The 13,418-nt window shown below is 40.6% G+C and carries 13 protein-coding genes and 1 pseudogene; 12 read left to right on the top strand and 2 right to left on the bottom strand.

Features of this window, described 5'->3' with window-relative positions:
* Positions 1-106 precede the first annotated feature (106 nt).
* Positions 107-1,215: pseudogene (locus MKY17_RS16295) on the top strand (AraC family transcriptional regulator).
* Between the two features lie 192 nt (positions 1,216-1,407).
* Here the strand turns inward: MKY17_RS16295 and MKY17_RS16290 are convergent.
* Positions 1,408-2,157 (bottom strand): DUF4397 domain-containing protein, encoded by a 750-nt coding sequence (locus tag MKY17_RS16290; protein ID WP_098369328.1) that lies wholly within the window; start codon positions 2,155-2,157, stop codon positions 1,408-1,410.
* A 187-nt stretch (positions 2,158-2,344) separates the two neighbouring features.
* On the opposite strand from MKY17_RS16290, the gene msrA reads away from it, so the two are divergent.
* Together msrA and msrB are read left to right on the top strand one after the other, a co-directional pair.
* Entirely contained in the window at positions 2,345-2,887 is a 543-nt protein-coding gene (msrA, locus tag MKY17_RS16285) for a peptide-methionine (S)-S-oxide reductase MsrA (RefSeq protein WP_098369329.1), read from the top strand.
* Positions 2,877-3,305 carry a peptide-methionine (R)-S-oxide reductase MsrB gene (msrB, locus tag MKY17_RS16280; RefSeq protein WP_098369330.1) on the top strand — a complete coding sequence of 143 codons (429 nt, stop codon included), beginning with the start codon at positions 2,877-2,879 and terminating at the stop codon, positions 3,303-3,305. Before msrA ends, msrB begins: the two co-directional genes overlap by 11 nt.
* A 55-nt stretch (positions 3,306-3,360) precedes the next feature.
* On the opposite strand, the gene MKY17_RS16275 is transcribed toward msrB, so the two are convergent.
* A complete protein-coding gene (locus tag MKY17_RS16275) occupies positions 3,361-4,449 on the bottom strand; it encodes an SGNH/GDSL hydrolase family protein (protein ID WP_098369331.1) in 1,089 nt (362 codons plus the stop codon).
* A 306-nt stretch (positions 4,450-4,755) separates the two neighbouring features.
* Here MKY17_RS16275 and MKY17_RS16270 point away from each other — a divergent pair, with 306 nt between their 5' ends.
* The 9 genes from MKY17_RS16270 to MKY17_RS16230 all read left to right on the top strand — a co-directional run bounded on the left by MKY17_RS16270 (position 4,756) and on the right by MKY17_RS16230 (position 13,324).
* Positions 4,756-4,914 (top strand): YjcZ family sporulation protein, encoded by a 159-nt coding sequence (locus MKY17_RS16270; RefSeq protein WP_098369332.1) that lies wholly within the window; start codon positions 4,756-4,758, stop codon positions 4,912-4,914.
* A gap of 322 nt (positions 4,915-5,236) precedes the next feature.
* Positions 5,237-6,211: a S66 peptidase family protein gene (locus tag MKY17_RS16265; protein WP_098369333.1), complete on the top strand. Its 975-nt coding sequence runs from the start codon at positions 5,237-5,239 to the stop codon at positions 6,209-6,211.
* A 221-nt stretch (positions 6,212-6,432) separates the two neighbouring features.
* A complete protein-coding gene (locus MKY17_RS16260) occupies positions 6,433-6,762 on the top strand; it encodes a hypothetical protein (protein WP_076366028.1) in 330 nt (109 codons plus the stop codon).
* Positions 6,763-6,943: 181 nt separating this feature from the next.
* Complete coding sequence (locus tag MKY17_RS16255) at positions 6,944-8,308, top strand: aspartate aminotransferase family protein (protein WP_098369334.1); 1,365 nt, start codon at positions 6,944-6,946, stop codon at positions 8,306-8,308.
* 23 nt (positions 8,309-8,331) lie between these two features.
* Complete coding sequence (locus tag MKY17_RS16250) at positions 8,332-9,021, top strand: CoA transferase subunit A (RefSeq protein WP_286176866.1); 690 nt, start codon at positions 8,332-8,334, stop codon at positions 9,019-9,021.
* Positions 8,988-9,653 carry a 3-oxoacid CoA-transferase subunit B gene (locus MKY17_RS16245; RefSeq protein ID WP_098369617.1) on the top strand — a complete coding sequence of 222 codons (666 nt, stop codon included), beginning with the start codon at positions 8,988-8,990 and terminating at the stop codon, positions 9,651-9,653. The genes MKY17_RS16250 and MKY17_RS16245 overlap by 34 nt, the downstream gene beginning before the upstream one ends.
* Positions 9,654-9,662: 9 nt before the next feature.
* Positions 9,663-10,931: a peptidase gene (locus MKY17_RS16240; protein WP_098369335.1), complete on the top strand. Its 1,269-nt coding sequence runs from the start codon at positions 9,663-9,665 to the stop codon at positions 10,929-10,931.
* A gap of 82 nt (positions 10,932-11,013) precedes the next feature.
* The gene (gene ablB / locus MKY17_RS16235; protein WP_098369336.1) at positions 11,014-11,862 is read left to right on the top strand and encodes a putative beta-lysine N-acetyltransferase; all 849 of its coding nucleotides are present in this window, start codon (positions 11,014-11,016) and stop codon (positions 11,860-11,862) included.
* An 82-nt stretch (positions 11,863-11,944) separates the two neighbouring features.
* Positions 11,945-13,324, top strand: coding sequence for a sigma 54-interacting transcriptional regulator (locus tag MKY17_RS16230; RefSeq protein WP_098369337.1), 1,380 nt, complete (start codon positions 11,945-11,947; stop codon positions 13,322-13,324).
* The last annotated feature ends 94 nt before the right edge of the window (positions 13,325-13,418 follow it).

Below are 13,418 nucleotides of genomic sequence, written 5' to 3'. Positions count from 1 at the left end.
CCTAAAACCTTGATTATTAGATAGATTTCTTATCAATTTCTGAGATAAAGTAAGGGATAAGCACAGACTTTTATAATTTATTTAAATCACAAGAAATATCAAAAAAATGAAATGGATCCCACTTATAATTTCCATTAGAGGTGAATTATATGATTATACAAATTATGATTGGATTGAAAACCATATAAAATATAAATTTTCTTTAGATGAACTTGCCAATGATCTGGGATACTCGCCTTATTATTGTTTGTTTAAATTCCACCAAATGACAGGTATAAATATTAGGCGCTATATTCTTCTTAGAAGGCTTTACTTATCTACAAATGATTAGAAAGTGGTAAGAGAATAATTGATATTGCTTTTGATTATGATTATTCTTCGCAAGAAGCATATAGTCGGGCGTTTAAAACTGTCTTTGGTATTAGTCCTAGAGAATTTCAACTTAACAGGATGCCGGTTCAATCATTCAATAAGCTCACTATTCATAAAAAAAAAGGGTGGTGCAGAATGGATTTTTCGAGAAAAATCGAGGTTGATCAGATACAAAACCAACAAAGAGAGTTGTTTGACGAATATGTACTCAATATATTGAATGGCCAAGCTATGTATGATGAGTTTAAAGATAAAAAACTAATGAGGAATACAGACTATGCTCCATTTAACGAAGCTATGTGTGTAAATACAACTACCAAGAATATTTTTAATGAGGAATTCATAAAAACAAGAGCAATAGGACACCATGAATTAGTTGTAAATTATATCGACAAGGTAATTAATCCATTAAATAATCTATTTAACAAAGATTATGAATGCATCGTTTTGTGGTTTGGTGAAGATATGTTTTGCCAAATGAACCTTCTTACAATCCTTGCTTACCTTGAACAGGCCGATTATAGAGGTAGAGTGTTCTTGAACAGTTTTAGAGAGGATGAATTTAAAGTAAGACAAATTGAACTTAGATTAGGCAACTATTTAACTGTATATGAAGATGTATTATTAAATCATAAAAAAACATCAATTGAAGTATTGCCAGTAATGTATCAGGCAATAGACATATATTTAGAAATGTTAAAAGAAGATAATCCAGTAACAAATTATATTTCTAAAAATATAAGCTTGCCTGAATCACAATTGATTAACAGGCTATTTATCCACTTCCCAACAATAGGATATGGTGATTTACAGTATAAAAAACTTATTAGTAAAATTAAATAACAGCCCAAAATAGATGTTGGATCTGAACAAATGGTAAGTTACCTTACTATTTCCATACTAATGCTTTTTATCCATATTTTTAACGTTATGCATTTGGTGAAATATGAAAAAAGGATGTTTAGCCCCATTATAGACTAACTATCCTATGTTTTGTTATCTAAATATATCGATTCGTCCTGGTTTTTTATCCATTTATGGAGAGAGCGTTAGGGTTTCTAGTGAGGATGATTCCCGATTCGATCCGATTATATAAATGGTTGAGGGAGTATTATCTTGGAAAGCCTTGTTTGGCAAAGGGAGTGCGATTTCTTTTGTTCCCGCTATCCTCACTTCGAAGTCTACTATCATTGGATGAATATTAAGATATTCGCTTGCTTTCCTGAAATGGAGTTGATCAAAAACGACATCTCCATCTTTGACGGCAATATCCACCGAGAGTAAATCATGTGAAAGCTGGATGAATCGAATCTTTGCTTCATTCGGAGGAACAAATGGATTATCTTCGAAAGGTAACATTTTCAACGATTCATTAGCCTGGGTAGGTGCTAGAGCAATGGTATAGGAACTTCCGCTTTCGAGAGCCAATTTACGGCTTAAAAGAGGTAAGGTGCTTTGCCCGCTGCGGTATATGTCCAATTGGCACTTGCCAGGAAGCAGTGGTAAATAACCATTGTTCTCTTTATATGAGAATCTTTTGAGGATACGCATTTCATTTACATAAACATCAAATGAGGAGGCTGCCGGGTCAGCATGTAAAAAGCGAACTTGTGCAGGCAGTATGACATTCATTTGTTCATATCCCAAATGTTGTGTTGCTTTTTCGAGACTTTTCAGATGCTTATGGTAATAATAATCATGCAATTGCGGATCGCTGTTTTTATTATAAGACGATAGTAAATCATATGTTACCGATTTTTGTGAATATGATTGTTTATCGCTCATTTCCAACACCTCTCATTTTTCCATTATGTTTTTACCATATGTAATTATGCTTGGGCATGTGTCTCCTTTTTAAAAAGGGAATGGACCATTTGCGTAAATAGGTTCGATCGGCATATTATTTTACAGGGTAAAATAAAAGCGTTAAAATGCATTCAATGGATTGTTTGCAAAAAAGGAGGATATTCATTTGACAAAGCAATTAGAGAAAGCAACATTCGCAGGTGGATGTTTCTGGTGCATGGTGAAACCGTTCGATGAACAGCCTGGCATCGAATCCGTTATCTCTGGCTATACAGGCGGGACTACGGAAAATCCCACATACAAAGAGGTTTGTTCTGAAACCACGGGACATTATGAAGCTGTTCAGATCACCTTTGATCCAAACGTATATCCATATGAGAAGATAATCGAGTTATTTTGGCAGCAAATTGACCCGACGGATGCTGGCGGGCAATTTCATGACCGGGGAAGTTCTTATCAAACGGCTATTTTCTATCATGACGAAAACCAACGGGAAATTGCAGAAGCATCCAAAGCCAAGCTGCAGGCGAGCGGGAAATTTTCTGGACCGATCGTAACTCCGATAATACCAGCCAAAACGTTTTATCCAGCTGAGACATACCACCAGCATTATTATAAAAAACAACCTGAACATTATGAAAGATATTCGATCGGCTCAGGACGCAAAGCATTCATACAACATCACTGGGGGGGAAAAAATGAAAAGTAAAGAAGAATTAAAAAAGAAACTCAATCCGATTCAATATGAAGTCACACAAAATAATGGAACGGAACCAGCGTTTAACAATGAATATTGGAACTTGAAGGAGGAAGGATTATATGTGGATATCGTTTCAGGTAATCCTCTTTTCACTTCAAAGGAAAAGTTCGATTCAGGCTGCGGTTGGCCAAGCTTCACTAAACCGCTTAAAGAAGAGGAAGTGGTGGAAAACCTCGATACGAGTTATGGTATGAGAAGGATCGAAGTTCGCTCAAAAACGGCCGATTCCCATCTGGGTCATGTTTTCAATGATGGGCCGGGACCGTCGGGATTACGTTATTGCATCAATTCTGCTTCATTAAGATTCATCCCGCTCCAAGATCTTGAAAAAGAAGGATACGGAGAATACAAAAAGCTTTTTGATTGATTGGAAAACCCCCTATCAGAAATTGATAGGGGGTTATTTTAATATTAGGTGGGATTCAATCCGTGATGATTGATGCGATCCGGACAAATGGAATGGTGGTAAGTTCCATTGCTTTAGTCCTGCCAGTCACCTCAAAACGGACAGTATGTGAACCTGGACGGAGCCCATTCGTGACAAATAAATATCTTTCACGGGCAAATGGCCACCACGTATTCAAAGTTGTGATTTCATTTCCATCGATCCATACATTCACTTCCCCGCCATCAGGACTTCTAAGCAGTTTCACACCAAGCATACTCCCTTTGAAGTTATATTCAATCACACTGCCCTTTTCACTACTAGTGAAATAGCCGCCCCTTGGACGGAAACCGCTCATTTTTTCATAGTGGTCAATTTCCGATAATTCAAATCCAGAACGAACATGCAGCTTAGATGGAAGGCCTGCTACAGCCTTTTCCCGTTTGATGTTATCAAGGAACCGTTCATAAATTGCATCAGCATATAATTTATATCCAAGTCCATTTGGATGAATCAAATCTCTGGTCAGCTGTTTTTCCGTATATCCTGAATTTTTGAATATTGGTCGCATATCCACATTCGTTGCACCGTAGTGTTTGGATAAAAGTCCGATGGCTGAAGCAAATTCCTTATATTTCAAGGAACTCTCTGTTATTGTGAATAATTCAGCATTAGGGTGGAGACGTTTAGCCTTCCTCATTAACGCTTCATATGTCATGGTAAAATCATCGACATTCATATATTTGCGGTCATTTTCACCAAAAACGAAGAAAATCAGATCTTTATGATCATGCTCCCTTTTTTGGGAGAGCTTGAATAGACCTTCAAAAGCAGTGGATCCGCTTTGGACCACGTAGTCACCGTGTAAAGGAATATCATTGGCATCATTCATCTTATTTTCTAACTGTTTGAACCATGTTAGATTAGGATTTTCAGCTCCGGACCCTCTTCCGATACTGTCACCAATGACGAGATACTGAATGGGCTGGCCTGATTGGAATTTTTGATAAACATTTATCGAATCATCTGATCCATATGTTTTAGGGACTTTTTGAAGGATATAGCTGATTAGAAGGATCGTGGCAATTGCAGCGAAAGGGATGAAGGATTTTGCGTTCGTTTTCAATTATGTTCCCCCGTATTGCCTTTTATGTATCCATGTAGGTATAAGATAGCTTAAAAAGGCTAAGAATTGTTTTTTTCCTTATTATATCCCAATTTTGAAGTAACACAATAAATATAAAACGTTTTTTTGACATTTTTCATGGTTAATCGTGGTATTTCAGACACTGAATGATTAGCGGTGAAGATGGTGTTGATTGAAGTTTTTTCTTAAATTCAGAAAAATAGGCAAATGCACAGACCGAGGCGGGCGTATTGACATATGGTAAGGTGTAAAGAGAAATCAGAATTCTAAAAGGAGTGAAACTTTATGTACGGATATGGTGGAAATGTTGCAGGACCAGGGTACGGTTATGGTGGAGGTGGATACGGATACGGCGGCGGTTGCTGCGGATTTGGATCAGGTTTCGCATTAATCGTTGTCTTGTTCATTCTATTGATTATCATCGGTGCTTCATTCTGCTGCTAAGACAATAACCCAAAGACCAGCTGAAAGCTGGTCTTTTCTTTATGTAAGGAAATTGGTGGGGTGACGGTAGACCTTTTAGATTCCAGGTGTCTGACTGAAAAAACATGTAATCCAAATGGGACAGTAGATGCATAACCATTCCTTTTTCCAATCCTGATTATGGCACAATGGGAATGACGAGAGATTGCCATTGAGGAGGGGAATTAGGCCAATCAGGAAGGAAAATGAGTTGTGTGAATGACATTAAGGGTCTTGGTTTTTCTTTGTTCACCATTTCTGCTAAAATAACGACAGAATGTAATTAATTTAGGGGGATAAAGATATGAAACCTTCCCGTTTAAAAGCAGGGGATGAAATTCGCGTAATCGCTCCTTCAAGAAGCTTGGCGATTGTCAAAGGGGAACAACGCAGATTGGCAGAAGAAAGATTGACTGAGCTTGGTTTTAAAGTGACATATGGTGAAACGGTTTTGTACCATGATGACTTTTTCTCGAATTCGATCGAAGACCGGATCGAGGATTTGCATGATGCGTTCAGGGATCCGAATGTGAAGGGGATTTTTACAGCCATCGGGGGATATAACGCTAACCAATTGTTACGGTATATCGACTATGATTTGATTAAGGAAAATCCAAAAGTGTTGATGGGGTATAGTGATATAACCGCAATTTTATTGGCCATATATAATAAAACAGGCTTAACTACATATTCAGGTCCTCATTTCTCGACGTTCGGGATGAAGGCTGGTCTGGAATATACGATGGAATATTTTAAAAAGGCTGTAATTGAAAGTGAAGGCTTTTATCTTGATCCAAGTGAAACGTGGAGTGATGATTCTTGGCATTTAGAACAGGATGACCGCACTTTCCACCCGAATGCTGGATACATGGTCATTCAGGAAGGTGAAGCTGCTGGGACTATCATTGGGGGAAATCTTTGTACACTCAATCTATTACAAGGCACAGAGTACATGCCATCTTTAAAGGACAGTATCCTTTTCATAGAAGATGACGAAGAAAGCCATCCATTCAGTTTTGACCGGGATTTACAATCCCTGCTCCATCAGCCAGGTGCAAGTGGGATTAAAGGAATCGTCATCGGCCGTTTCCAAAAGGATTCAGGAATGACTGAATATGCGTTACAGGAAATCATCGCCGCCAAAAAGGAGATAAATGGCATACCCGTGATCGCTAATGCCAACTTTGGTCATGTTCATCCATTTGTAACGGTGCCGGTTGGTTCAAAAGCAGTAATGAAGGTGAAGAACGGAAAAGCGATGATCCAGATCCATCCATGACACTGTTTAAAGACGCCGTTCAAAAGTGGACGGTGTTTTAATCTGTTCGGGATATGTATGAATATATTTTGCATTAGGGTGTATTTTAGGAGTCTTTCCTCTTGTCAGCCCTGGAAATAGTCCTATTTTACAAGCATTATTAGGGAATATGAGTCTAATAGTTCAAATTCTATATTTTTCTGATATAATACTAAGAGATTTAAAATAGAAAAGGTGATTATGTGTTATTAACAATTCCAGCATCCATTCGTTTAGAAGGGGCATTGGCCGAGTATAATAAAAAAGGCCGTGTGAGCCATACATGTTTCGTTTGTAACGAAGATACTTCTAATGGGGATGCAAGTAACTTGAACTACTATAAGTTAGGAACTAAAAAAGTTTGTCATTCCTGCATGAAAAATGTTTTGCGTCATCCGTCTTTAAAAGAGTATGAATATGTGCATACTTCAGTTATCGATAAAACTGCTTTTTATAAAAATGTGCTGGCTGTTTTAAAGGATGAAAGTTTTTTGGAGTCAATTCGTGAAGAAAAACTAAATAGCGCATTGTAAGAAAAAAGTGTATCTCTTGCGGATACACTTTTTTTGTCGCCATTTTTGGACGATCACCCATGAAAGCAAGAAATTTATCCGTTAACATGCTTAGGCCAATTTCTTTAGCAAGATTGCTTTCATCTGGACATACACTTTACTATATTGCATTTGTTTTTAAAGAGAAGGAGTGTGTGGGCTTATGGAGCAGTCTTCATTGATCAAACCGGTCCTGGGAGGAGCCTACCCGACTATCAGTCATGGTCAGGGAGTTTTTTTATACGACAAAGATGGAAAGGAATACCTTGATGCTTCTTCAGGTGCTGTTACAGCCAATATTGGCCATGGAGTCCAGGAAATCATTGAAGCGATGGTAAAACAGGCTAAACAGGTTTCATTTGTGTATCGTTCCCAATTTACCAGCGATGCTGCAGAGAAACTTGCCGGAAAAATTGCAGAATTGACCAAAGGGGAACTGACATACAGCTTTTTTGTAAACAGCGGCTCCGAAGCGACTGAAACGGCATTGAAAATTGCCATTCAGCATTGGCAGGAAAAAGGGAAGCCGAAGAAACAGAAAATCATATCGAGATGGATGAGCTACCATGGCATCACGATGGGAGCTCTTTCAATGTCTGGACATCCGATTCGCCGGGAAAGATTTACTCCTATGCTTGAATCATATCCTTCTGTATCTCCTCCATATTGTTACCGATGTCCACTTCAACTTGATCCACATACATGCGGAATGTCCTGTGCTTCGGAATTGGAAGCATCAATCCGGCGTATTGGCAGTGAAAATATAGCGGCTTTCATTGCAGAACCTGTTATCGGCGCAGCCGGAGGGGCCATTGTTCCTCCTGATGGTTATTTTCGAAAACTCAAGAAAATCTGCGAAGAGAATGATATTTTATTCATTGCGGATGAAGTAATGACCGGATTTGGACGCACAGGTAAGATGCTTGCTTCCGAATATTGGGATGTGGATCCTGATATTGTAACATTCGGTAAAGGTATGAGCGGGGGGTATACACCGATAGCGGCCGCAGTAATGACCAAAAACGTGATGGAGCCCATAATGAAAGGCTCGAAGTCAATTATAGGAGGCCATACTCTAAGTGCAAATCCGTTATCGTGTGCGGTATCTTTGGCCGTTTTAGAATATGTCGAAAGGAATGAACTTGTCGAAAAATCAGCCGACAGAGGGAATTACCTGATTAGGGGCCTGAAAAAGTTGGCAGGGAAGTATTCCTTTATCGGAGATATACGCGGGAGAGGTTTATTGATTGGCATCGAATTTGTCCAGGATAAAGCAACGAAGGCTCCATTTCCGAAGGAGGCAGACGTGACTAATGAGATCATTGAATTGGGAATGAGGAATGGAATACTTCTTTATCCCGCAGCTGCAGGCCTTGACGGTGTAACAGGGGCAGCGATCATCATCTCCCCGCCGTTAACGATATCGGAAGTGGAGTGTGCTGAATTGTTAATGAGGGTCGATATAACTTTTTGGCAATTTAATGAATTGATAGGTAAACGGGCATCACAACAAGGAAGTGAGTCATAGTGGTGGAAAATACATTCCAGAAGATTTGTTGTTTGGAGGATGTCCGCCATCACTTTAAAGATAAACAGTCCATCCTGTTTGGGGGATTCGGTGGCATAGGGACGCCTCCGGGATTGATCAATCTGATTTTGGAATCAGGTATTAAGGATTTAACCTTGATTGGGAATGATACAGGTTTCCCCGATATCGGAATCGGAAAACTGGTCACCCAACGCCGTGCGAAAAAAGTCATCGTTTCCCATATCGGTTCCAATCCAAATGCAGGACTATTAATGAACAATGGAGAACTCGAAGTGGAGTTCTCTCCCCAAGGGACACTTGTCGAACGCATCCGGGCCGGAGGGATGGGACTCGGCGGGATATTGACTGATATTGGAATTGAAGCTGATATCGTCCGGGACGGCAAGCAAACCGTAAAGCTAGGTAAGAAAAATTATCTGGTGGAACCGGCATTAACTGCGGATATCGCCATTGTTTACGCAGAAATGGCAGATCCTTATGGAAATCTTATATTTGATAAAAGTGCCAGGAACACGAATCCAATCGTTGCTGCGGCCGGTCAAATCACTATAGTCGAAGCCATGCAAATCGTTCCGCTTGGCACTTTGGATCCAGAGGACATCATTGTACCCGGTGCCTTTGTGGATTATATCATTCCATCAAAAGGAGTCGATTGGAAATGGGTTTGGGAACCGGAGATAGAAACAGAATAGCGAAACGGGCAGCAGCAGAAATAAGCGATGGGATGCTGGTCAATTTGGGAATTGGCATTCCATCACTTGTACCGAATCATCTTTTGAATGATCATAAAGTTATGTTTCATGCAGAAAATGGCCTCGTGGGAATTGGCAGTACTCCTGAAATGGGGAAGGAAGATGCGCATCTTTGCAATGCTGGGGGACTGCCGATCACCATTAGAGCCGGGGCTTCTTACTGCGACAGTACTGTTGCATTTGGGATGATACGGCGAGGCAGAGTGGATATCACGATTCTAGGAGCCCTTCAAGTAAGTCAAGTGGGGGATCTCGCTAATTGGATTGTCCCGGGAAAGCGGGTGCCAGGCATGGGCGGTGCAATGGAACTGGCTGCGAAGGCAAAAAAGGTCATTGTCTTGATGGAACATAACGATAAAGCGGGCATGTCTAAATTAGTCAAAAAATGTACGTTGCCGTTAACTGCCAAAAAATGCGTACATATGATCATCACCGAATTAGGCGTGTTTTCCGTAACTTCGGAGGGCCTCCTATTAACTGATGTATTTGATACGTCCAGCATTCAGGAAATCAGGAATCGGACCGAAGCCTCGTTTACCGTCTCTGAAAACATCCATAATTTAAAAGAATGAGAGAGGAGAATGGATATGTATGAGGAAAAAATAAGTACATGGTTGAATGAACATCGGATGAATGGGGTTCAGCTTTTGCAGAAACTGGTTCAGGAACCGAGCAAAAGGGGGCAAGAAGGAAGTGCACAAGCCATAGTGGTCGAGAAGTGCAGACAACTTGGACTAGAAATAGATCTTTGGGAGATCGGGGATGAACAATTAAGAAAACATCCCCATTTTTATTGCGACCGAAGGGATTTTAAAGGTAATCCGAACCTTGTGGCTATTAAAAGAGGAACAGGCAAGGGGAAATCCCTTATTTTAAACGGACATATTGATGTAGTTCCTGAAGGAGATCATGCAGCATGGCACGATGATCCGTATAGCGGCAAGTTGATAGACGGGAAAGTCTTCGGGCGGGGAACGACGGATATGAAAGGCGGCAATGTATCCTTATTACTGGCCATCGAAGCGATCGTCGAATCTGGAATCAAATTGAAGGGAGATGTGATATTCCAGAGTGTGATTGAAGAAGAAAGCGGTGGTGCCGGCACACTTGCGGCAGTCTTACGGGGGTACAAAGCTGATGGTGCAATCATTCCGGAGCCTACAAATATGAAACTATTCCCTTTACAGCAAGGTTCGATGTGGTTTCGACTGAGAATAAAAGGCAAGTCTGCACATGGAGGCACGAGGTATGAAGGAGTCAGTGCAATAGATAAAGCGGTTGGTGTAATGAAAGAAATCAAGTTGCTTGAAAAAGAACGGAATGAGTCACTCCGTCATTCACTCTATAAAAATGTCCCTATCCCGATTCCAATCAACATAGGTAGCATTCAAAGCGGGAATTGGCCTTCCTCTGTGCCGGATACAGCCGTTCTAGAAGGTAGATTCGGCATCGCCCCGACAGAAACCATGGAAGAGGCACAAAAATCGCTGAAGGAGCGAATAGATGCTTTAAACCGGAGTGATGCATGGTTCGAAGAAAAACCTATTGAATTAGAATGGTTTGGGGCCAGGTGGCTGCCTGGCAATCTCGAAATAAATCACCCGCTAATGAAGACAATTGGCACATACTATGAAAAAGTGGTAGGGGAAGAACCGCTTGTCGAAGCGTCCCCTTGGGCGACGGATGGAGGGTATCTATCATCGGTTGGCTCTACCCCCGTAGTTGTGTTTGGACCAGGGGAAACGAAGATGGCCCATGATTCGAACGAATATATAGAGGTCGATAAAATGATGGAGGTTGCGAAAATCATCGCATTGACCATTATTGAATGGTGTGGGGTGGACCAGTAATAATCATTTTTACCAAGGTCTGATTCCAGGTAGGGTCAGGCCTTTCGCAACACATTTTCGAAGAAGTGAAAGGAGCGGACAAATGGAGGCTGGAATCATTGAAAAAAGAATTCAAAAGCCAAGATGCACCATACATATTACGATCGATCATTTTAATAAGCGAATCAGGGTTGATGATTATCTAGGTCATTTTCAAGATTGCGTGGAGGAATCTTTGAAGGTGGCTAAAGGCATATCAGCAGAAAAAATCATCTTCAAGTCACGCAGGGAAAACGTTATGGCATTGCTTTCTCAAGGCTTTCTATATGAAGGAAGCATCGATAAATTCTTCTTGGGAAGCGATTGTTTCTTCCTTGTTAAATATAACCGGAATGAAAGGCGCAACAGTGCAGAATGGGAGAAGGAAGATCAAATCCTTAACGATGTTCAGAGACTGCCGACAAAATCCGGACTAGATGATCCGCCGTCAGCCTATCAAGGCCGTAAAGCAGAAGTTACCGATGCACTTCAGCTGGCCCAATTGTATGGTAAGGTTTTCGAAGTGTATCCCACACCGATGAATGATCCGGTATATGTGAAAAAGTGCATGGAAATGGGAACGGTTTTTTATATTTATGTCCATGAAGAGAGGATCGTCAGTGCTGCTTCCGCAGAAATTAATTCCTTTTACCATAATGCAGAAATAACCGATTGTGCGACAATGCCAGAACATCGGCAGTACGGCTTGATGAAACACTTGATTTCCTCGCTTGAAGACTATCTTATTTCACAGGGCATTTATTGTATCTATTCGATTGCCCGGTCGCTCTCATTCGGCATGAATGCTGCATTGCATCAGCATGGTTACTCGTACCGCGGACGTTTGGCCAATAATTGTTATATCTTTGATAAACTGGAAGATATGAATCTTTGGGTGAAAAATTTAACTTGAATGCTCATTTTTAGGCGGTTGATGACAAGTTTTTGGCATTTCCTCATATACATTTAGCAAGAAGGTCTTGAGGAGGGATATCTTGCCAAGTGAATTTTTTAATACAAGTGAAGTGTTGGAAGCGATATTAGAAACCATTGATGAAGGCATTCATGTGATAGATCCAAAAGGACAGACCATCTTTTACAACGGAGTGGCGGCCAATCATGATGGGATGAAAAGAAGTGAGGTGCTTGGGAAACCGTTGCTTGAAGCCTTTCCATCTTTGAATCATAAATCATCAACCTTACTCCGGGTCATTAAATCTGAAAAACCAATCTACAACTATAGTCAATCGTATGTAAATGCACATGGGCGAATCATTGAGACGCTAAATACGACACTTCCCATATATGTTGATGGGTTTATGATAGGTGCAATAGAAATTGCCAAGGATTATTCAAGCTTGAAGCAATTATCTGAAAGGTTAGCTGATCTGGAAAGCTCGCTCAAGACGATCAAAAGTCCTGAAAGGAAAAAGCCTGAGAACGGCGGATTATATTCTTTCACGGAAATCCTGACAAATGATAGTGAGTTTAAAGGTTTGATATCACAAGGGAAAAAGGCTGCCCGCTCCTCCTCATCGGTATTGGTTTATGGGGAAAGCGGTGTAGGAAAAGAGCTTTTTGTTCAAAGCATCCACCAGGATTCGAGCCGAGGTAAAGAACCTTTCATCGCGCAAAATTGTGCTGCCCTACCAGAAAGTTTATTGGAATCGCTTCTATTCGGTACGGCAAAAGGAAGCTACACTGGTGCTGTGGAACGTCAGGGATTGTTTGAATTAGCCAACGGCGGAACCTTGTTTTTGGATGAATTGCAATCGATGCCGATTGACTTGCAGGCAAAGCTTCTGCGTGTACTTGAAGATGGGTTCATCAGGAGGATAGGCGGCACAAAGAGTGTACAGGTGGATGTCAGGATCATGGCAGCGATGAATATAGATCCGAAAAAGGCGGTATCGGAAAACAGGCTAAGGCCGGATTTATTTTACCGATTGAACGTATTGAGCTACGAGCTGCCTCCGTTAAGGGAGCGGATTGATGATATAGAGCTTCTTTCTGAACATTTCATATCAATATTTAACAGTAAATTAGGACTGTCGATAAAAGGCATGGATGAGAAGACTAAGGTTTTTTTTCGGAAATATCATTGGCCTGGAAACGTCAGGGAGCTTAAACATACGATAGAATTCATGATGAACCATACGGAGAATGATGTTTTGAATCTTGAAGATTTGCCCCAATTTTTAAAAAAGCCCACCCCATCAGAAAAAATACTTCCGCTTCGTGAGGCCATGATTGAGATGGAAACAAAATTGATTACCGAGGCCCTTCTACAAACGAAGGGTAACGTTTTCCAGGCATCGAAGCTATTGCAAATTCCAAGACAGACCTTGCAATATAAAATAAAAAAACATATTTGAATGAAAAAATCCGGATGCAGCCAGCAGTCCGGTTTTTTTTATGGGCACTCGAATTTTTAGGTCATTTTGGCACCCTTCTTGCATTTAATACTAC

The sequence above is a fragment of the Peribacillus sp. FSL P2-0133 genome (genome assembly GCF_037975445.1).
GTDB classification, from domain to species: Bacteria; Bacillota; Bacilli; order Bacillales; family DSM-1321; genus Peribacillus; species Peribacillus simplex_E.
Note: the sequence above shows the minus strand (reverse complement) of the source record. Positions and strands in the feature narration are given on the sequence as shown.

Bases quoted from the DNA above. Each gene is read 5' to 3' on its own strand.
- MKY17_RS16290 (WP_098369328.1), bottom strand. From the start codon at position 2,157: ATGAGCGATAAACAATCATATTCACAAAAATCGGTAACATATGATTTA.
- msrB (WP_098369330.1), top strand. From the start codon at position 2,877: ATGAAAAGTAAAGAAGAATTAAAAAAGAAACTCAATCCGATTCAATAT.
- MKY17_RS16270 (WP_098369332.1), top strand. From the start codon at position 4,756: ATGTACGGATATGGTGGAAATGTTGCAGGACCAGGGTACGGTTATGGT.
- MKY17_RS16265 (WP_098369333.1), top strand. From the start codon at position 5,237: ATGAAACCTTCCCGTTTAAAAGCAGGGGATGAAATTCGCGTAATCGCT.
- MKY17_RS16255 (WP_098369334.1), top strand. From the start codon at position 6,944: ATGGAGCAGTCTTCATTGATCAAACCGGTCCTGGGAGGAGCCTACCCG.
- MKY17_RS16245 (WP_098369617.1), top strand. From the start codon at position 8,988: ATGGGTTTGGGAACCGGAGATAGAAACAGAATAGCGAAACGGGCAGCA.
- MKY17_RS16240 (WP_098369335.1), top strand. From the start codon at position 9,663: ATGGATATGTATGAGGAAAAAATAAGTACATGGTTGAATGAACATCGG.
- ablB (WP_098369336.1), top strand. From the start codon at position 11,014: ATGGAGGCTGGAATCATTGAAAAAAGAATTCAAAAGCCAAGATGCACC.